Raw genomic sequence first — 19217 nt, forward strand, 5'->3', positions numbered from 1 at the left:
CCGCTGGATTGATAACCGCAAAATCGCTGTGGCGGCCTCCCCAGGCAAGGCGGCGTACACCCTCTCGGGCTCAAGGCGAAAGACCCGTCGCATCCCGCGCGGGTCCTTCGATTGAAAGCCGACATTTGATCAGGGATGCCTTATTGAGGCATGCCCGTTTGATGAACCGGAGCCGCCATGGTCGGCAGGGTCATATTCGTTTGCGCGACCGGCATCGGAGAAGCAAGCGTGCCTTGCTGCTGCAGCGAAAAGGCAAGTCCGCTTTGCTGCTGCTGCATCGGCATGGACGGCATCGCTTGAGCTTCCATCCCGGGAGCTGCGTATGCATTCAGCATCGTTTGGGTCGTGACTTCCTTCATCGTCGGCACTTGGTAATAGCCTTTTTGGTTCATGTACTGCCACGTTTCATAAGCCAGCTCGGCGCAGTTGTTGGCCGACTGCTGAACCATGCCGCGGATTTGCGGGTCGGCGCATTCCAGTGCGGCCATCATTTTCTTCGCAGCAGCCGATTTGTGGGCTCCCAGCATCCCGCAAGCAATATCGCGGTCGTCGATTTGCTCTGCCGACGTATTCGGCGCAACCGGACCCGGCTGGCGCAGGCCGTACACCGGGTTTGCGTTCTTCGGCGCGCGGTACGGTACGGCTTGAGCCATGCCTTGACCGTTCAGCATTTGAACGAAGGACTGATAGCCGTTCATCATAAATTGCAGCTGATGCTCGAGCATATGCGCGAGCTGCTGGTCCTTCACGTGCGGACGATACAATTGGAAATTGTTGATCGCGTCGATTTCGCAGCTGAGCACCTCGTGAACTTCCATGACTTCATGCGCACCGTATTGGGCTGGCATTTTTCTAATTCCTCCTCAACAAATGGGGTTCATTGCAAGCAACTTTCACCGTAAGTGTCTTCCAGGAGAACGCTTGGTCGAGCTCCCGTTCTTTTTCCTGGAATCTGTTCCCTGTTTTGTGAACTTCAGCTAAGCAGCGATTCACACCTCTTGTATTGTGTCACAACAAATCGCAAATATTCCTGTATTCCCTCCCGGCATGAAGGTAATCGTTCTTCCCTGTGAAAATAAAATCAGGGCCGTCCCGGCTTAGCAGCCGGGCGGCCCCGTTACGTTTCGATAGGCGAGCTTTTTCGTTAACCTGCCGTTTCGTTCTCTCCGTGCCAAAGCTTACGGAACGACGGGCTGACTGCGAGCAGCCGTTCCGCGGAACCTTCCGCTTCAATCCGGCCGTTGTTCATTACGATAATATGATCGGCGTGCATGAGCGCCGCCTTGCGGTGGGATACGACGAGGCAGGCTGCGCCGCCGCGTTCCCGGAACAGCCGCTCCCAAAGCTTCCGCTCCGTCTCGACGTCAAGCGCGCTCGACAAGTCGTCGAACACGTAAAGCTCGGCATCCCGGACCAGCATCCGTGCCGCCGCCGTCCGCTGCGCCTGCCCGCCCGACAGTTTGACGCCCCGCGGGCCGATCATCGTTTCGAGGCCGTCCCGGAGCCGAACGATGTCGTCCTCCATCACCGCGGAATGAATGGCGAGCTGGAGCCGGCTGTCGTCTCCGCCGCCAAGACCGAGCAAAATATTGTTCCGCAGCGTGTCGCTGTAAAGACGCGGCACCTGCGCCGTATACGCGCTTCTCGGCGGGACGAAAAAGGAGGCGGGATCCTCCACGAGGCTCCCGTTCCACCTGATCGTGCCGCCGTCCTTCGGCAGCAGGCCGAGCAGCGTGCGGACGAGCGTCGTTTTGCCGGAGCCGATCATCCCCGTAACGACGGTGAACGACCCTTTTTCCAGCCGCAAATTGATCCCGCTGATGCCGCGCCCCGTTTCGGGAAAACGATAGGTGAGTCCTTCGGCCTCCAGCGTATCAAGCCACTCGCCTGCTGCGGAGGAAACGGCGCGAGACGCTTCTGCGGCATTTTGTCCGCGCCCGCCTTTCTTCAACGGAAGTGCCGCAAACCGGGTCAGCTTATCCGGCGACGCTCCCTGAAGCAGCTCGGCAAGCCGGACGAGCGAGACGCCCATCTGCTTGAAATAGGCCATAAACCGCCCCGCGTTCGTAATAAATTGAGTCACGAAGGTCAGATAATACACGAACAGGGAGAAATCACCGACCGTGAAGGCGCCGCTGCGCATTTTCTGGCCGGCCAGCAGCAGGATCAGCCCCGTCCCGAGATTGACCGAGTTGGCAAATACGGACGTCAGCGCATCCCCCATCAGTCGGTCCTTCAGCATCGTTTTCCGCCGGTCTTCGCTGAATCGTTTGAACCGGTCGATGACTCTCGCCTCCGCTCCAGCCACCTGGATTGCCTGCACATTCGCGAACATTTCGCTGATCGCCCCGGTGACGCGCGCCGTCGCCTCGCGGCTCGCCGCCCGGTACTTCTGCAGCCGCGACGTGGCCAGCTGCGCCGCCGTCACGACGAGCACAAGCGGCAAAAACACGAGCAGCGTCATCTGCGCGTCGATGCGCACCAGAATGAAGCTCGAAACCGCGGCAAAGCACACCATGCCGAGCGTATCGACCGACCAGCTCGCCGCTTCCTCGCATTGATCGACATCGTCCCGGAAGTAGCTGATCGCTTCGCCCGGCGAGCACGGGATCGCCCTCGCGCCCGGCTGCCCAAGCACATGCTCCAGCAAATTGCGGCGAACGAGCATGCCCATCCGGAAACGGAAATGAACGTCCGTAATAAAGCCGAACACAATGAGCGCTACCCGGCCGACCGCCGCTCCAATCAGCAGGGCGACGATGCTCCCGGTTCCGAAGCCGAGCGTCGAGCTCCCCGTCAGCGAATCGAAAAACTGTTTCGTCAGCAGGCCCGGAACGACGGGGGCGAGCGCGATCATCACCCAGGCGAAAGCATTGATGCCGTACAGTCCCGGCCTGAAGCGGATCATCCGCCATAGAAAACGAAACGGGTTCACGCCAGCACCTCCTCGAGACCGGTTGCAAGCATGCGGGAGAAAACGGAGTGCGGATCGCGGGCAAGCCGTTCGCGTTTGCCGGATTCGATGATTCGTCCATCCTCCAGGATGACGATCGAATCGGCTCGCTGTACCGTTGCCAGCCGGTGCGCGATCATGATGCAGGAACGGCCGGCAAGCAGCTTGCCGACCGCCTGCTCGATCCGCTGCTCCGTCAGCGGGTCGAGCCGCGAGGACGCTTCGTCCATGATCACGAGCCCCGGATCGGCCAGAAATACGCGGGCGAACGCAAGCAGCTGCGCCTCGCCGGCCGACAGGCTGCCGCCTCCCGATGCGAGCTCCGTATCGAGGCCGTCGGGCTGCGACGCCAGCCACTCGCCGAGGCCAAGCTCCTCCAGCACCCGGACGATGCGGTCGTCCGGGACGGAATCGTCGTAGAAGGTCAAATTGTCGCGCACGGATCCTTGAACAATTTCGATGTTTTGCGTCACCATCGCCACCCGCGAGCGCAGCTCCTTCAGCTTGCACTGGCGGATGTCCGTTCCGCCAAGCTCGATGGAGCCAAGCTGCGGGTCATAGAAACGAAGCAGCAGGCGGGCAAGCGTCGTTTTGCCGCTTCCGGTCCTGCCAAGCAGCCCGAGCACCTCGCCCGGCGCCAAATTCAGCGAAAGCCGCTGCAGCGTCATTTCATCGTCGTCATAGCCGAACGATACCCCGTCGAACCGGACGGCAAGCGGACCGGCAGGCAGCGCCGTCCCTGGCCCGTCCGCAACGCGCGCGGTCGTCGCGAACAGCTGCCGGATGCGCGAGATGCTGGCGTCCGCCTTTTGCAGATCCTCGATTTGCGTACGGATTTTCTCGATTGGCGCGGAGAGCAGCTCCGTATAGTAGAAGATCAGGTACACCGTTCCGATCGAAACCGCTCCTTTTCGCCACAAATACGCACTGATCGCAAACGCCAGCGCATTGCCGACCGCAAAGACGAGAATCGATGTGTTCCACATCGCCGCGAAGCCGAGGAAGGCCCTGACCCGCAGCGGCAGCATGCGGCGCAGCATGTCGAAGAACCGGCCCATGACGAAGCCCGAAGCGCCGTTCGCCCGGATATCTTCGGTGCCGTCGAGCTGCTCGCCGATAAAGCCGTAAAAGTCGGCGTTCGCTTGTCGCCACTGCGACCAGACGGGAACGGCGAACCGGCGAACCCACTGGATAAGAAAAACGGCAAGCGCCACGAAGCCCGCCATCGCCGTGCCGATGATCCAGTTCTCGCGAAACAGCAGCACGACGATCCCGACCATGAGCAGCAGGTTGCCGAGCAGCTGGACGATCATGCTGGAGAAAAAATTCGCGAGCGCATTGACGTCGCCATCCACCCGTTCAATAATCGCGCCCGACGTATGCGCTTTATGAAACGTCATGTCGAGCGACAGGCAGTGGGCGGCCAGATCGCTGCGCAGCTCGTTCGTCGTTTTCCAGCCGATATTTTCGCCGGCGTAAGCCGCCGCGACCGAAAGTACCTGCTGGATCAGCGAAAATCCGATGAACAGCCCGGTTGCCGCAGCTAGCGGCGTCAAATTCCCCCCGGACTGGGCGGAATCGATAAAATAGCGGATAATTTGCGGATTGATCAGCTGCATGCCGATCGAAACAAACAGCAGGATGCCGAGTCCGATCAGCGCCTTCCGCTGCGGGAGCAGGTAGCGCTGCAGCAGACTGCGGTAATGATGCACGGAATTGCTTCTCGTTTCCCGCCCCATAAACGAACGTCGCCTCCGATCCTTCATGCCATTAAAGATTTGCCTCATTAAATTTTAGTGCGATAACGTTCGATTATCCGTTGGATCTGTCTGCCCGGGTATGGTCGCCACTGCGCCGGGTTTCATGATCGCGCCAGTGACGGCATGCCGGGGCGCCGCTTACGGCTCGTAGATCATTTTGCGGGTCATGCCGCCATCGACCGTCACGTTCGTACCGGTCACAAAATCGTTGCCCGGCGCCGTCAAATAGAGACACGCCCGGGCAATATCTTCGGGGCGGCCGACGCGGCCCGCAGGATGCTGCTCGTGATCGGCCTTCCGGAGCGCTTCGTAATCGCCGGTTTCGATCCAGCCCGGGTTGATGCTGTTCACGGTGATGCCGAATCCGCCGAGCGATGCGGCGAGCGCGTGCGTCAAAGCGACGATGCCGCCTTTCGAAGCGCCGTACGCCTCGCCGAAAGGCTCGGACATGAACGCGCGGGTCGAAGCGATATTGACGATGCGTCCGCCGCCTCGCGCTTTCATCCGCTTCGCGGCTTCCCGCGAGCACAGGAACGTCCCCCGCAAATTGAGATTGAGCACCTGATCCCATTCCTCCACGGACAGCTCGAGCGGCGATTTCCAAATGCCTTTCCCGGCATTGTTAATGAGAATATCGACTCCGCCATGCAGCGAATCGATCGTTTGGAACAGCTTTTCGATCTGCTGCGGATCGGTCAAATCAGCCGCAATAAACCGCGCCGAACCGCCGCCGGCCGCAATCCGCTGCGCCAGCGCCGAACCGCCGGACGATTCCAGGTCGGTGAGCACGACGTCCGCGCCTTCGGCGGCATACGCCTGCGACAAACGGGAGCCGATCCCGCCGGCCGCCCCCGTTATCAGTACTGTTTTTCCGTTGTAGGTCATCCCTGTTCCGCCTCCGTCATTAGGATATGTATTTCAGCTTCTTCCCATTTTAGCACAGTTTTGTCCGGCCACAAGAACAAACGTTCCATGCGGCGATTTACATCCCCGGCCCGCTCGGGTAAAATAAAACGACAGACGATCGGTTCGAACGTCAACGACTGCGAGGTGATTTTAGCGTGAACATCATCAAGGTGAAGGACCGGCAGGAGCTGGACCGGCGGACGCCCTCGATGCCCTGGTACGTCGAGAAATTTATTCAATATAAGCTGCCCGATCTGTCCCCTTCTTCCCTGCTCGAATACGTGCGGGACTATGAGACGTTTTTTTCCTGGATGCTGGCGGAAGGACTGGCCGAAGGGCCGGCGATGCGGGACATCCGGCTCGAGGAGCTGGAGAGGCTGCATATGGACAGCATCGACAACTATAAAATGTTTCTTACCGTCCATCCGGACCACGCGAACAACAAAACGACAATTTCGCGGAAGCTCTCTTCCCTCCGCTCGCTGTTTCATTATTTGAGCCAAATCGCCGAGGATGACAACTTTTATCCGCTGCTGAAGCGCAACGTGATGGCGAAGGTGTCGATCAAGCGGACGCACAAGCCGAAGGATACGGCCGCCAAGCTCGAGGGCAAGCTGCTGCAGGAGCAGGAAATCGACGAATTCATTCGTTACATAAACGAAGATTACGGCACGGAAATCGAAGGCAACAAGCAGGCGGCGTACGCTTATATGCACAATCGCGTACGGGACACGTGCATCATCAGCCTTATCCTCAACTCGGGGCTGCGCGTGTCGGAGCTCGTGAACATGAACGTCGACGATGTCGATCTGAAAAAAAGACTCGTATACGTATACCGGAAGGGCAGCAACGACGACACGTTCAAGACGCCGGTTTATTTTCGTCAGGAGGCGGTGTTTGAGCTGCAGCGGTACCTGTCCGAGCGGGAATCGCGCTACAAAGCCCCGAAGCGGGAAAAGGCCCTTTTCCTTGCGCTGGCCAACGGGAAAAAGGAAGGCACGCGCATGACCAAACGGGCCGTGCAGGAAATGGTCGTCAAATACGCCAGGCGCTTCGGCAAACCGTATTTGTCCGTTCATAAGCTGCGCCACTCGTTCGCAACCGACTACTATTTGCGCAACGATCTGTACAAAACGCAAGAGCAGCTCGGGCACGCTTCGCCCGAAACGACACAAATTTACGCGCATTTGACCGATAAAACGATGGCCGAAGCGATCGACCGGCCGAAGGATGCGTAATGAGAAAATGCCTGCTTTAGGCTGCTTGAGCCGGGCCAAGGAGAGCGCCGCGTGAGCGGCCCTTTTTTTTGTCTCCGCTCAGCTCGTCTCGGAGTGGGGACCAATCTAAGGCATGAGCCGATTGGCGAATGCTAAATAGTACGTCGGTGCCGGCGGCTTGTTCTCGGCACTTAGCCGGCATGTGTTCGAATTCTCGCTTGTCCTACAGCGGCGTTTTGCGCATGGTATACCAGCCATCCGTTTTTTCCGGATACTCGTGCCGCTCGGTGATTTCGTATCCGAGGTTTCGATAAAATCGGACATTGTCCGGCAGCGACTGTCGCTATGCCCATTCCATTTGCTCCCTGTTGAATGTATACCGCATCGGAAGAAACTGCGAATGTTCAACATTATACCATAAAAGGCGGATCGTGGATGAACGCTCGAAACAAAAATGACAAGGCAGGGAGCGTGCTCCCTGGTCTTGTCATTGTCGAGGTTCGGCTCTCTCTCGAGCGTACTCGCGGCATGGCGGTTCCGCATATGAACCGCAGCGTCTAGCACTTCGCGGATGTATGCCCGCGGTGTTCGGCTTCACCGCAATGCTGCAAGATGCTGCAGCGTCGCGTCTGCCGCAGCTCGCCTATTCCTGCTGCAGCGCATCGGCCAGCATGGCGGCGTAAAACTTGGCGCCGTCCGTTTGCAGATGAACCCCGTCGCGGGTAAAAAACGCGTCATGGCCCTTGCTCGCGGCGTACCAGTCGACCAGCTTTACGTTCGGATAATCCGCCGCTGCCGACTTCAGCGACTTATTCACGTCGTCCTGCCATTTGCGGGGGACGCGGGTATTGACGAGCAGCACCCGATCGGCGCTTTTCAACGCGTCCAGCAGCTTGACGAGCTGCTTTTTGGCGAACGGCCCGTTCGTTCCAAGCTCGATAATGACGCGGCTGCCCAGCTTCCCTTCCGCCTTCAGCCTGGTCAGTTCGTCGGCTGCCTGAGTCATTTGCCGCCCGACTTTGGCATCGACGACGATACCGGGAAGCCGCTTCTCCAGCTGTTTGGATACGCCGAGCAGCACGGAATCGCCGATCGCCGTAACTCCTTCACCCGCTTTGGCCGCAGGCTTGCCTGCGGCGCCGGTACCGGCCGCGCCTTGGTTCGGCCCGCCGTCTCTGCCTTGCCGGGGCGCACCGGTCCCCGCTTGGGCCGAGCCCGGGCTGGCGCCCGCAGCGCCTGATTGCGCCGGCGTTGCACCGCTGCCCGGCTGACCGGCACCGCCCGATTGCGCCGGCGTTTCACCGCCGCCCGGCTGGTCGGCTGCGTCCGATTGCGCCGGCAATTCGCCGCTACCCGGCTGACCGTTCCGGGCTGCCGGCTCACCGGCCGCTTGCTGCCCGTCGCCGGACATGACCGGCGTTTGCGGATTCGAAGCTGCTTGAGCCGGCGATGTGGAATCCTTGCAAGCCGCGCCGATCAGGCAGATCATCAGCAGGCAGAGCGCGGATGCATAGGTCATTTTTCCTTTCGCTGCGGGACGGGCGCCCCTCCAGGCGGCCGTCATTCGCCGCCGCAGCCCCTTTAACGCGCCGTTTCGAATCGGGCGTTCAATATACCGGTACGACAGTGCCGCCAGCCCGAAGCTGACCGCAATTTGGAGCAGCGAGAGCGGCACATTGACGCCATTTGTGTTGACGGCCGGGCTCGTCGCCACAATCACGGTATAATGCCACAAATAAATGCCGTAAGAACGTTCGCCGATCCAACGAAGCGGCTTCCACGACATGAACGCGCCAAGCCGGCTTGCCGGATGGGCGATCGCCGCGACGGCTGCGGCCGTACAAACAGACAATACTACAAAGCCGCCTCGGTACAGAAAATCGTTATACTCGTCGATCCGCCACATCATCAGCAGCACGGCGAGCAGGCCGGCCGTCCCAACCGCATCGACCGTCTTACGGACGCCGGCCGAAACGGTACTGCCGAGCCTGCGGCTCGGCCAAACGACGGCAAGAGCCGCGCCGATGAGCAGCCCGAAAGCCCGGGTATCCGTTCCGTAATAGACGCGGCTGGGGTCCGAACCGGGCTGGTACAGCCCTGCCATCAGCACAGCCGACCCGGCGGCCAGCAGGACAATTGCCGCCAGCAGCAGGCCGCGGCGGCGGATGAAGCGGAACCCGGCCAACAGCAGAAACGGCCACAGCAGGTAAAACTGCTCCTCTACCGACAAGGACCACAGGTGGCCGACCGGCGATGCCGGACCGAAGCTCTCAAAGTAAGAAACCTGGTGAACAATGAGCCACCAGTTGTTCACGTACAGCAGCGCGGACAACGCATTTTGCATCAGAGCCGTCAGCCCCGGCTGCTCGAATGCGGCCTCCCAAACCGCGGCCGCCGCAAGAAGGACGACAAGCGCGGGCACGAGCCGGCGAAACCGGCGCACCCAGAAGCGCTTCAAATCGATCCGCCCGGCCTCCCGCCATTCCGCCGCCAGCAAATCCGTAATCAGGTAGCCCGACAGGACGAAAAAGACAGCCACGCCGAGAAATCCACCGGGCGCCCAGCCGTAATTCAGATGATAGAAGATAACGGCCAGCACGGCGAGCGCTCTGAGCCCGTCGAGCCCCGGCATATACCGGCGTTCCGGTTCCGAAGACGGCTGGTCGGACGCTTGCATCTCCGCCGTTCTCGATTTGGGCAATTGAAATCGCACCGCCTTTGACCAATGGCTGCCCGCACCGAGCGGTTTCGGCCGGCTTTTGCTGTCTTTGGGGAGGCTGTTCATACTGCTGCACTTCCTATTCCGTTTGAAATGACGCCGTTCATTTCGGCAAAACCAACTTTAGCACGCTTCGGAACAAGAAGATTTACAAAAAGGTAACGCCTTCAAGCTTGCGATGATTCGGCGATCAATTTCCTGGGAAAGCGCGAAACTCGACAGTAACGGCGCCGAATCGACGCCGTACCGCCTCCCGCTCGTTGAAGCCGCTTTGCAGACTGCAGCTTGCCCGGCAGCGGGTCTTTTTGGGAGCGGGACCTGGATGACAGGCAGTAAACGACAAGCCGCCGTCTATAATTTCGACTCGTCCTGCAAACATCACGTTAAGCCCGAAATCATTCCACCGCCGGTGTGCCGAACCCTTACGCAGGCCTCCTATCCCCTGATGTATCGAAGTTCACGGCTGCTACGCTGCGCAGATCGTTTATGACCTATACTATTAATGGCATTAATTTTTATCACCTTCGGAACCCTTTCCATATCAAATTTATCCATCATTCGTTCGATTTTTTCCATGGCGGACCGCACTTAAATATAAGAAAGTATAAGTTGCCTATTGGACTTCTTCTCATTTGGACGTCTGCCTGCCCGCCCGGAAGGGGCGGAATGATACAGGACAAGGAGGATTTGACAATGAAATTGAAACTGATTAAAGCGCTGTGGGGCATGAACGGCTCGCTCGAGAGCCAGTTCGAACGAATTGCCGCAGCGGGCTACGACGGGGTTGAAGCGCCGCTGCCTGCGGCGGAGGATGAGCAGCGTTTCCGCGACCTGCTGCGGTCGTACGGCTTCGATTATATCGCGATGGTGTTCACGGCCGGCGATGAACACTTAGACTCCTTCGAACGGCAGGTCAATCGGGCGGCGGATTTTCGGCCGCTCAGCATTACCTCGCACAGCGTATCAGACAGCATGCCTGTCGAGGAGCAGGTCGCTTTTTTCCGCAAAGCGGCGGAAATCGAACGCGGGCTCGGCATTCCGGTCGGCCATGAGACGCATCGCGGACGAGCCTTATTCAATCCGTGGGATACGTCCCGCGTCCTGCGCGAGGTTCCGGGAATGAAGCTGACGGCGGATTTCAGCCATTGGTGCTGCGTCTGCGAATCGACGCTGGACAACCAGGAGGCGCATTTGGAGGCGGCGTTCCCGCGCGTCCTTCACATTCATGGCCGGGTCGGTTATGCCGAAGGGCCGCAGGTGCCGGACCCGCGCGCCCCCGAATATTCCCGCGAGCTCAGCCGCCATCTCGGCTGGTGGGACCGGATCGTGGAGGAGAAACGGAAGGCCGGCGCCGAATTCGTCACCTTCACGCCCGAATTCGGGCCGCCGGGCTATTTGCACACGCTGCCGTTTACGAACCAGCCCGTCGCCGATTTATGGGACGTCTGCCTCTGGATGGCGCAAACATTTAAAGCCCGCTTCGAAGGAAAATAAAAAACGGCCGTCTGCGCAATCGTCGATCGATTGGCGGACGGCCGTTTTGCCGCTCAGCGGAAATGACGGGCCAGATGCTCGGCGGCGGCAATGATGCCTTGTCGCTCCGCCTCGAGCGAGCCCCAGTAATCGTGATCCTCCAGTTCGATGCTGACTGCGCCGTCGTAGCCAAGCCGGCTCAGCCCTGCCGATACCTTGCCCCAGTCCACGTCGCCGCGCCCGGGAACCGTGTACCGCCAGGAGCCTTCCGAAAAAGCGTATTTCTCGCCGAACGTCGCGGGCAGCACGCCGACAGCGTACAGCTCCTCTTCCATCACCGACGTATCTTTGCCGTGGCAGTGGTTCACGCGCTCGCCGAATTCGTCCAGGGCGCGCATATAATCAATGCCTAGCCGCACCAGATGGGACGGGTCGTAGTTGAGACCGAAGTGCTTGGACGGAACCGCTTCGAACATCGCGCGCCACATTTCGGGCGTGCAGCCGAGCGTCGGGTAATGCGGCGCCGGACCCGGCCATCCTTCGATGGCGATGTAAACGCCGCAGCTTTCCGCATGCCGGACGACGTCCGGGAACGATTCCTTCCAGATGGCGAACCCTTCCTTGCGCGGCAGCGCGGGGTCCTCGGGTACGAGACACATGAACATGACGCTCCCGCCCTGCTGCGACATCGCGGTCATCTGCTCCTTGATGGAGGCGGCCGCTTCGGCGCGGCGCCTTTCGTCACGGCTCAGCAGACGGCCTACGCCCGCCGCGTCGACGGATCCGATCCCGATGCCGGCCTTTGCGCACGCCTCCTTCACCTCGGGATTAAGCCGCGGCACGTCGAGAACGTCGAGTCCGGCTTCCTTCGCCCATACCGCTGCCTTTTCGATCCCTTCCGCGCCGATCTTCGGCGGAATTCGCATGCCAAGTTTAACACTCATCGTATTGGCTCTCCTTTCGTTGCGGCGCCAAGCAGGCTGCAGCCCGCGGCCCGGGACACCTTTTCCTTTGACGGCCTTCAAGCGCGAACTCGCCGGAGACGAGAACGCTTGCTGCCCTTCGTTTCTTCCTCCCGGTAACGATCACGCTTGCTGCCCATCGGTTCTTCCTCACTTAGGTCTGCAAATCGATGCGCTTCACCATTTCAACGATTAAGACGGCTTTTGCAGTCAGGCAATCGCGTTCTTTCCCACCATAGCAAACGGCGAGCGGGACCCGTTACTGCCTCGTTGATGAAAATGGGCCGGCCGTTTTGCTGAGATTGACTTTATCGGCACCGCCGGCGGACATCCGCATCATGCTTCGCCGGAACTGCTCCGGGCCGACGCCTTCGTGCTCCTTAAACACGCGGCTGAAATGCGAAACGTTCTTGAAGCCGGTCTGGAAGCAGACATCCGTCACCGTCTTGTCCGGCTGGAGCAGGAAGTCGATTTTCGCCTGATTGACCCGCCTCCGGTACAAATAGTGAAAAATCGTCGTGCCGGTCCATTTCTTGAATGTCCGGGCGAGATAATGACGGTTCAGGTGGAGGCTGTTTTCCAGCCTTTCGAGCGTGACGTCCTCGCGGAAATGCTCCTCCAGGTACGACAGGACATCGCGAACGTGCGGCTGCTGCCGCTCCTCGCGGTTCTGTCTGACGGGCTCCCGCAGCACATCGCAGATGAATAACAACACATCGAGAAAAGCAAGCCGGAACCGGTCATAGGCGGCGGCCCCCTCCCTGCCGTACAGCCCGTTCATTTTGGCCAGCAGCTCCTCCATCTCCTTCTGCTGACCGCTTTGCAGACGGACCGCATGGTTGCACAGCTTTTCGAACGGCTCCAGCACGTGAACCTCGAACAGCTGCCGGGACGCCGTGCGGACGTACGCCGGATCGAAATTAATGAGCGAGCGGACGTACGGGTGCTCGCCCAAGCTGCTTGGCGAATGCGGGGTTAGCCCGTGCATAATGATAAGCGTTCCCGGCTGAAGGGCATGGATTTGATCCCCGATCAGATAATCGCCCTGCCCTTCGTGGAAATAAAAAATTTCGAAATGATCGTGCGACTGCAGCCACAGCGCCTTGGCCGGCGAGCTCTTGCGGTATTCGTAACGAAGCATGAACGGAGCGGTCATCGCAGCCTCCTGCACCTGCAAGGTCAAAGAGCGGCCTTGGAAATCGTCTCTTGTTCCTTTTCGAAAACGGCATGGCAAAGTCCTGCGTATTCCGGCGAACATCAATAAAAATAATCCCGCATGTTCATCAGCTACCTGCGGGAGCCGGGCTATGACTCGCATTCGCGCCTTCCATTCCTTTTTCGAGGCCCAAAAAAAGAAAAAAGATGGCCCTGAGTGCCATCTTGAAATCTGCCGCCGCGGATGAATCGCCAATGAGCCGTTTACGACTTGCGGCCGGTGACCAGCAGCAGCAGAAACGAAATGACGATGATCGAACCCGTCCAAGCCCAGGCCATCGTCGTATTCCCCGCATCGACCGCGATATAAATCGCCGTCGGAATCGTTTGCGTCTTGCCCGGGATGTTGCCGGCTATCATCAGGGTGGCGCCGAATTCGCCGAGGCCGCGCGCAAAGCCGAGAATATACGCGGTCAGGAGCGGCCGGTAGGTCAGCGGAAGGGTAACATGCCGGAACACCTGCCATTCGCCGGCCCCGATGGACCGCGCCGCGTCCTCCAGATTTCGGTCGACCGAAGCGAAGCCGGTCTTCATCGTCTGGTAGACGAGCGGAAAAGCGACCACGCACGAGGCGACGGCTGCCGCCCACCAGGTAAACACGATCGGCGCGGAAAACAGCCACTCAATGAAACGCCCGGCCCAGCTTCGCCGGCCAAGCAGCACGAGGAGCAGAAAGCCGACGACGGACGGCGGCAGCAAAAGCGGCAGCATCAGCGCCGTTTCCACCAGCAGCTTTCCTCGGAATGCCCGGCGAGACAACAGCCAGGCAATGCCCGTTCCCGCGACAAGCGCCGCGATGCTCGACAGTAAGCCGATTTGGAGCGACAGCCGGACCGGGGACCAAAAATCGTTCCAGTTCATCATTGTAGACGCCGGTTACTTCGGAATCGAAAAGCCGTATTTGACGAATACGTTTAGAGCGTCATCCGACTGGAGATACGAGTAGAAATCTTCGGCTTCCTTGCTGTGCTTCGTCGCTTTGACGATCCCGGCCGGGTACTCGATCGGCGAGTAGCTTTTCGGATCGACGGAAAAGGCGACCTTCACCTTCTTAGATGTCAAAGCGTCCGTCCTGTACACGAAGCCGGCGTCGGCATTCCCCGTTTCGACGTACTGCAGCACCTGCCGGACGTCTTTGCCTTGAACGGTTTTCTTCTGCAGCGTTTCCCACAGCTTGGCGCTGATCAGCGACTCCTCGGCATAATTGCCTGCTGGGACGCTCTCCGGGATGCCGATCGCGATCTTCCGCACACTCGCCTTCGTCAAATCCGCTTCGTTTGCGATCGCCGCAGCCCCATCGGCCGGCACGACGACGACCAGCTCGTTGTTCAGCAAGTTCGTTTCATGGTTCGTATCGATGAGCTGCTTGTCCACCAGCGACTTCATGTTTTTCGTTGCGGCCGAAAGGAACAGGTCCGCCGGCGCTCCTTGTTCGATCTGCTGCTGCAGGGCGCCGGACGCGCCGAAATTAAAGTTGATACGGATACCGGCATGAGAGGCCTCGTAGGCCGTTTTGATTTCATTGAGCGCATCGGTCAAGCTGGCCGCGGCCGAAACGGTCAGCTCCACCGTTTCCGCGGGTTTCCCGTTTGTCTCGTTCGTGCCCGCGCCATTCGATGATGGCCCGCCCGCCGCGATTGAGCCTTGCGCTTTCCCCGCTCCGCCGGCATTCCCGGTTAGCGCGCCGCCCCCCGTATTGCTCGCTCCGCAGCCTGCGAACGCGAGAGCTGCGGCGATAAACGCGATCAATAAGATACTGCCTTTTGCACGTTTAAACATGAGTTCCCCTCCGAATTTCCGGTTAGATCGCTTTGCTTTCGCTAAACGGCGCAGACGGCATCAGTCGGCTGCCTGTTTTCAACTGTGCGTAGCCATACGACACCGACAGCTTAGCTCCTCTAATTCTAGTCTAATTATATCTAAATATAACTACTTCATATAATATATATCTTTCAATCCTATAATTCAATCTAAACGAACGGGTATGAGAAATGATGGTTCAGCGCGGACAAACCATATCACCCGGCAAAAACCGGCACCTCTTTCCGCAACTGACACAGCACCGGAGAAGCTGTCGAGATATGATAAATAAGGCTAATTTTGGCGGCAAGGAAGATATAATGGGAATGGAACCGGGTTTTAACTCGCGAGATAAAAAAGGAGGCGACGGCATGGCATTTTCGTTTGCCGGGATCGACCATGTTCAATTGGCGGGGCCTGAAGGCTGAGAGGCGAGAGCCAGAGCGTTTTACAGGGAGCTGCATGGGCGGGCGGAAATCCCAAAGCCCGAACCGCTGCGGGGACGCGGCGGCGTCTGGTTCCGGTGCGGCGCCCACGAGGTTCACATCGGGGTGCAAAAGAATTTCGTGCCCGCCGTTAAAGCACATCCGGCCTTTCGCGTCCGGGGTTTAAACGCGCTTCGGGAGCATTTGGCGGACAGCGGCATCGCTGTCCGGGACGATGACGCCAGGGCCGACGAAGGCATCGGCCGGTTCTATGCGGATGACCCGTTCGGCAACCGCCTGGAGTTTATGGAGGCGAGTCCGGACGAATAGCCGATGTTTGGCAAACCGTCCGGACTGGAAATCGGGAAAGCCGGGCCCATTCGGAAAATTAACCGGTTGAAACGGCAAAAGGACCGTACTCGCATCACAAGCCGTTTAGCCCGGAAGCGGCCGATCGCAGGTGCATAAGTCAAACAGACCGGCCGGAAACTCCGGCCGATCTGTTAGCCTGGGCGGACATCAGATCGCGGCAGGCAGGTCCCATCTACGCAAAGCAGGTTCATTTTCCGCCTCAAGCCTTTAATTACGAGCCCATACCCGGTACGTTCCGTATACGGCCAGCAGAAAGCAGGCGTATACGCCGGCAACGGCCAGAGACGAATGCCAGTTCGCCGCAAGGTGCCGCCCGATGAACGCGAAAACGAGCATTCCCGGCAGCTTGCCGAGCGCCGACGCCGCAGCGTACGCGGGAAACGGCACTCCGGCGACCGCCGCGTAAATATTGACCGCATCCTGCGGAAGCACCGGAGTCAGGCGGGACAGCAGCACGAATCCGAACGGATGCCGCTCGATCCACGACGTCCACCGTTCGAAGCCTTTGTGCCGTTCGATATAAGCCTTTCCCTTCAGGCGCAGAGCGGAACGGAACAGCCCGTACATCGCGACCGCGGCCACCCATGCTCCGGCCCAGCTGATCAGTGCGCCCGCCAGCGCGCCGTACATGCGGCCCATCAGCCCGATCACGAGACCGTACGGCACGACCGGGACAAAAGCCAGCAGCGTGACGGCCGGCAGCGACATATAGAGGGGAGCCTGTCCGCTCCTCATCCATTCCAGCACGTCGTGCCTGTAATGCCAGACAACCGAGAGCAAAGCCATATACAGCAGCAGAAGCAGCCAGCGTCTCATCCTTTTCCCCCTCCTCCTGTCCGCGATTGCAGCGCATACGAAACAAGAAGGAGCCCCCTATTCGGGAAGCTCCTTCTTCGACTCGGTCGGCTGAACGGCTTCGATCGGCTCTGGAGCGGCGGCGCTCCGCGGGCCGGGCTCGGGACGGCGCTCGCCTTCGCTCATCAATTCACTGGCACCTTTGCGGAATTCGCGCAAGGTCCGCCCGAACGCATTGCCGAGCTCCGGCAGCTTTTTCGGTCCGAACAGCAGCAGCGCGACGACAATCAATAAAATGAAACCGGGCAATCCGATATCCGACATCGATTCTACCTCCGGCAGCTTTTTGTTTCCATCATAGCACAACGCCGTCCGGTTTGAATCCGGCTCTTCATGAACATTTCATGTCGAAAAGATGAAGCCGTCCTTCGAAATGACCCGCGGGCTAAAGCCTCTCCTGCAGCCGTTTTTTCTCCTCCGTCAGCTGCCGGAACTCGGCGTCGAGCGCGCCGTACAGCGCGTCGCCCGGCGAACAGAGGCTCAGCTCGCCCAGCAGGGCGGCGATGCGGTTGCCGATCAGCATATGCCGCTCGGCAAGCAGCTGCGCATCGTCCTCCCGCGGCGCGGCCCGCTCCCGCTCCGCCCGCTCCATAAAGGCATGGAAGCCGTGCTCGCTCCTTTGAACCGCGCCGTCTCCAAACACCAGCAGCTTGTCGCATATTTTTTCCAGCAAGTAACGGTCGTGGGAGACGACCAGCAGCGTGCCGTCGTATTCCGTCAGCGTTTCCTCGAGCCGTTCCCGGCTTGCGAGATCGAGATGGTTCGTCGGTTCGTCGAGCATGAGCAGGTCGTGCCCCAGCAGCATCAGCTCCGCCAGCTTGACCCGCGTCCGCTCCCCGAGGCTGAGCTGTCCGATCGGTTTCGCCAGCATCGATTCGTCAAAGCCCATATTGGCCAGCAGTGTGCGGGCTTTGGATATTTCCCCGCGCAGCGCGTGCGTCTCTTGCAGCTGCTCCAGCACGGACCGGCGGGGATCGAGATCGCCCACATCCTGGGTAAGCCAGGCAATCCGCGCAGCGGGGCTGACCCACAGCTGCCCCGAAGCCGGCGTTTCGGTGCCGGCGATCATTCGGAGGAGGGTTGTTTTGCCGCAGCCGTTCTTGCCGATCAGTCCGATTTTCTCTCCCAGCAGAACCGAAAAGGAGCTGTCCCGGAAAAGCGTGCGCGAGCCGAACGCCTGCCCGATCCGGTCGGCATGGACGATGCGGCGCCCGCGTTTGTCCGGGCTGTCCCAGCTAAAGCGCACCTGCGCCTCCTCCTCCGGCTTCTCCGCCCCTTCGGTCCGCAGCTTCTCCAGCCGCTTCGTCCGGGATTTGATCTGCCGGTCCATCTTTTTTGCCTTGCCCCGGTAAAATTCCTTGACGCCCGCCCGCATTTCAGCCATTTTGCCGGTCTTGCCCGCCTCGCGGTGCGCCTTGGACGACCAGCTGTCCAGCCGGTCGATTTCAGCTTCGATTTTTTGTTCGTATCGGATCCGCTTCTCGTATTCGCGCAGCCGGCTTTCGAACCTGCGCGCCTTCTCCTCGCGGTAAAACGTATAACTGCCGGGATATTCAACCGAGGCGCCTCCTTCAAGCTCGACGATGCGGTTAACCGTCCGGTCGAGAAAATACCGGTCGTGTGAAATGATCAGCGCAGCACCTGCGAACGTTCGCAGCTCGCCGATCAGCCATTCCACTCCCTCGAAATCGAGGTGGTTCGTCGGCTCGTCGAGGATGAGCAGATCGGGCTTCGACGACCAAATATGGGCGATCGCGAGCTTCGTTTTCTCCCCGCCGCTTAGTCCGGCAAAACGTTCCCCCGACCACTCCCGCACCTTTTTCAGCCCGAGATGGCTCGTCAGCTCCAGAAACCTGCCATTAGCACCCGCTTGAGCGTCATCAACCGCCATTTTGCGAAACGTGCCCGCCGTATAGGAGGTAGACTGCAGCAAATATCCGGTTTTCAGCTCTTCCCTGCCGCGCAGAATCGTTCCTTCATCGGGCCGGACGCTCCCGAAAATGAGATTGGCCAGCGTCGTTTTGCCGGCACCGTTCATGCCGACGAGGCCGACACGCTCTCCGGCCGCGATATCCAGCCGAACGTCCCGGAGGACGTTTATATCGCCGTAGCTTTTGGTTAAGCCGCGACAGCTTATCAAGGTCATCGTTCATCACCGCTTCGCTTATTTTTTATCGTGCATCAAGCAGCATGGGACAATGACATTCGAAAACGACCGGAAGGAACGGCCCGCCTTCGGCAGCGCGGCAAGTCCCTTCCTTGACTGGCGGGAGAATGAAGGCGCAATGGTCCGCGCTTCATCTTGAAAACCAAAAAGCCGCAGGCTCGGGGCCTGCGGCTGCGGATAAACAAACGGAACTGGACACGGCCGATCGCCTCTTAAACCGCACCATGGCGGCAAAAGACCAAACGGCAGTTCGCCTTAAGCGGCTTCCCTTTCAACGGAAAGGCCGGCTTTCGGCGGGCGCAAAGGAGTCATCTCCAATCGACACACGTGTCCAATTCCGCTCCGCCCGCAGGCAAAGCCTCGCCAGTCGTTCATTCGAATGCTCGACAGGGG

Annotated in this window: 14 protein-coding genes and 1 pseudogene; 3 read left to right on the plus strand and 12 right to left on the minus strand. The window is 59.6% G+C overall.

Going from position 1 to position 19217, the window contains the following annotated elements; all coding sequences use genetic code 11:
• Positions 1–140: 140 nt before the first annotated feature.
• The 4 genes from PD282_RS14725 to PD282_RS14740 all read right to left on the minus strand — a co-directional run bounded on the left by PD282_RS14725 (position 141) and on the right by PD282_RS14740 (position 5598).
• Positions 141–848: a spore coat protein gene (locus PD282_RS14725; protein WP_274651417.1), complete on the minus strand. Its 708-nt coding sequence runs from the start codon at positions 846–848 to the stop codon at positions 141–143.
• 296 nt (positions 849–1144) lie between these two features.
• Positions 1145–2935 carry an ABC transporter ATP-binding protein gene (locus tag PD282_RS14730; protein ID WP_274651418.1) on the minus strand — a complete coding sequence of 597 codons (1791 nt, stop codon included), beginning with the start codon at positions 2933–2935 and terminating at the stop codon, positions 1145–1147.
• Positions 2932–4692 carry an ABC transporter ATP-binding protein gene (locus PD282_RS14735; RefSeq protein WP_274651419.1) on the minus strand — a complete coding sequence of 587 codons (1761 nt, stop codon included), beginning with the start codon at positions 4690–4692 and terminating at the stop codon, positions 2932–2934. Before PD282_RS14735 ends, PD282_RS14730 begins: the two co-directional genes overlap by 4 nt.
• 159 nt (positions 4693–4851) lie before the next feature.
• Positions 4852–5598 carry an SDR family NAD(P)-dependent oxidoreductase gene (locus tag PD282_RS14740; RefSeq protein WP_274651420.1) on the minus strand — a complete coding sequence of 249 codons (747 nt, stop codon included), beginning with the start codon at positions 5596–5598 and terminating at the stop codon, positions 4852–4854.
• A gap of 176 nt (positions 5599–5774) precedes the next feature.
• Here PD282_RS14740 and xerS point away from each other — a divergent pair, with 176 nt between their 5' ends.
• Positions 5775–6857, plus strand: a complete 1083-nt coding sequence (gene xerS, locus PD282_RS14745) for a tyrosine recombinase XerS (protein ID WP_274651421.1) — start codon at positions 5775–5777, stop codon at positions 6855–6857.
• A 622-nt stretch (positions 6858–7479) separates the two neighbouring features.
• Here the strand turns inward: xerS and PD282_RS14750 are convergent.
• The gene (locus PD282_RS14750) at positions 7480–9537 is read right to left on the minus strand and encodes an acyltransferase family protein (RefSeq protein WP_338045193.1); all 2058 of its coding nucleotides are present in this window, start codon (positions 9535–9537) and stop codon (positions 7480–7482) included.
• A gap of 711 nt (positions 9538–10248) precedes the next feature.
• Here PD282_RS14750 and PD282_RS14755 point away from each other — a divergent pair.
• A complete protein-coding gene (locus tag PD282_RS14755; RefSeq protein WP_274651422.1) occupies positions 10249–11049 on the plus strand; it encodes a sugar phosphate isomerase/epimerase family protein in 801 nt (266 codons plus the stop codon).
• Positions 11050–11102: 53 nt separating this feature from the next.
• Here the strand turns inward: PD282_RS14755 and PD282_RS14760 are convergent, their stop codons facing one another.
• The 4 genes from PD282_RS14760 to modA all read right to left on the minus strand — a co-directional run bounded on the left by PD282_RS14760 (position 11103) and on the right by modA (position 14984).
• Positions 11103–11972 (minus strand): sugar phosphate isomerase/epimerase family protein, encoded by an 870-nt coding sequence (locus tag PD282_RS14760; protein ID WP_274651423.1) that lies wholly within the window; start codon positions 11970–11972, stop codon positions 11103–11105.
• 277 nt (positions 11973–12249) lie between these two features.
• On the minus strand, positions 12250–13146 hold the full coding sequence (locus PD282_RS14765; protein ID WP_274651424.1) for a helix-turn-helix domain-containing protein: 897 nt from the start codon (positions 13144–13146) through the stop codon (positions 12250–12252).
• Positions 13147–13409: 263 nt separating this feature from the next.
• On the minus strand, positions 13410–14066 hold the full coding sequence (gene modB / locus PD282_RS14770; RefSeq protein WP_274651425.1) for a molybdate ABC transporter permease subunit: 657 nt from the start codon (positions 14064–14066) through the stop codon (positions 13410–13412).
• Positions 14067–14081: 15 nt separating this feature from the next.
• A complete protein-coding gene (gene modA / locus PD282_RS14775; protein WP_274651426.1) occupies positions 14082–14984 on the minus strand; it encodes a molybdate ABC transporter substrate-binding protein in 903 nt (300 codons plus the stop codon).
• Between the two features lie 392 nt (positions 14985–15376).
• On the opposite strand from modA, the pseudogene PD282_RS14780 reads away from it, so the two are divergent.
• A pseudogene (locus PD282_RS14780) lies at positions 15377–15760 on the plus strand (VOC family protein).
• Between the two features lie 249 nt (positions 15761–16009).
• Here the strand turns inward: PD282_RS14780 and PD282_RS14785 are convergent.
• The 3 genes from PD282_RS14785 to abc-f all read right to left on the minus strand — a co-directional run bounded on the left by PD282_RS14785 (position 16010) and on the right by abc-f (position 18803).
• Positions 16010–16618, minus strand: a complete 609-nt coding sequence (locus tag PD282_RS14785; protein WP_274651427.1) for a TVP38/TMEM64 family protein — start codon at positions 16616–16618, stop codon at positions 16010–16012.
• Positions 16619–16675: 57 nt separating this feature from the next.
• On the minus strand, positions 16676–16921 hold the full coding sequence (gene tatA, locus PD282_RS14790; protein WP_274651428.1) for a twin-arginine translocase TatA/TatE family subunit: 246 nt from the start codon (positions 16919–16921) through the stop codon (positions 16676–16678).
• Positions 16922–17042: 121 nt separating this feature from the next.
• Positions 17043–18803 carry a ribosomal protection-like ABC-F family protein gene (abc-f, locus tag PD282_RS14795; protein ID WP_274651429.1) on the minus strand — a complete coding sequence of 587 codons (1761 nt, stop codon included), beginning with the start codon at positions 18801–18803 and terminating at the stop codon, positions 17043–17045.
• Positions 18804–19217 lie beyond the last annotated feature (414 nt).

Source organism: Paenibacillus humicola (genome assembly GCF_028826105.1).
In the GTDB taxonomy this organism is placed as follows: domain Bacteria; phylum Bacillota; class Bacilli; order Paenibacillales; family Paenibacillaceae; genus Paenibacillus_Z; species Paenibacillus_Z humicola.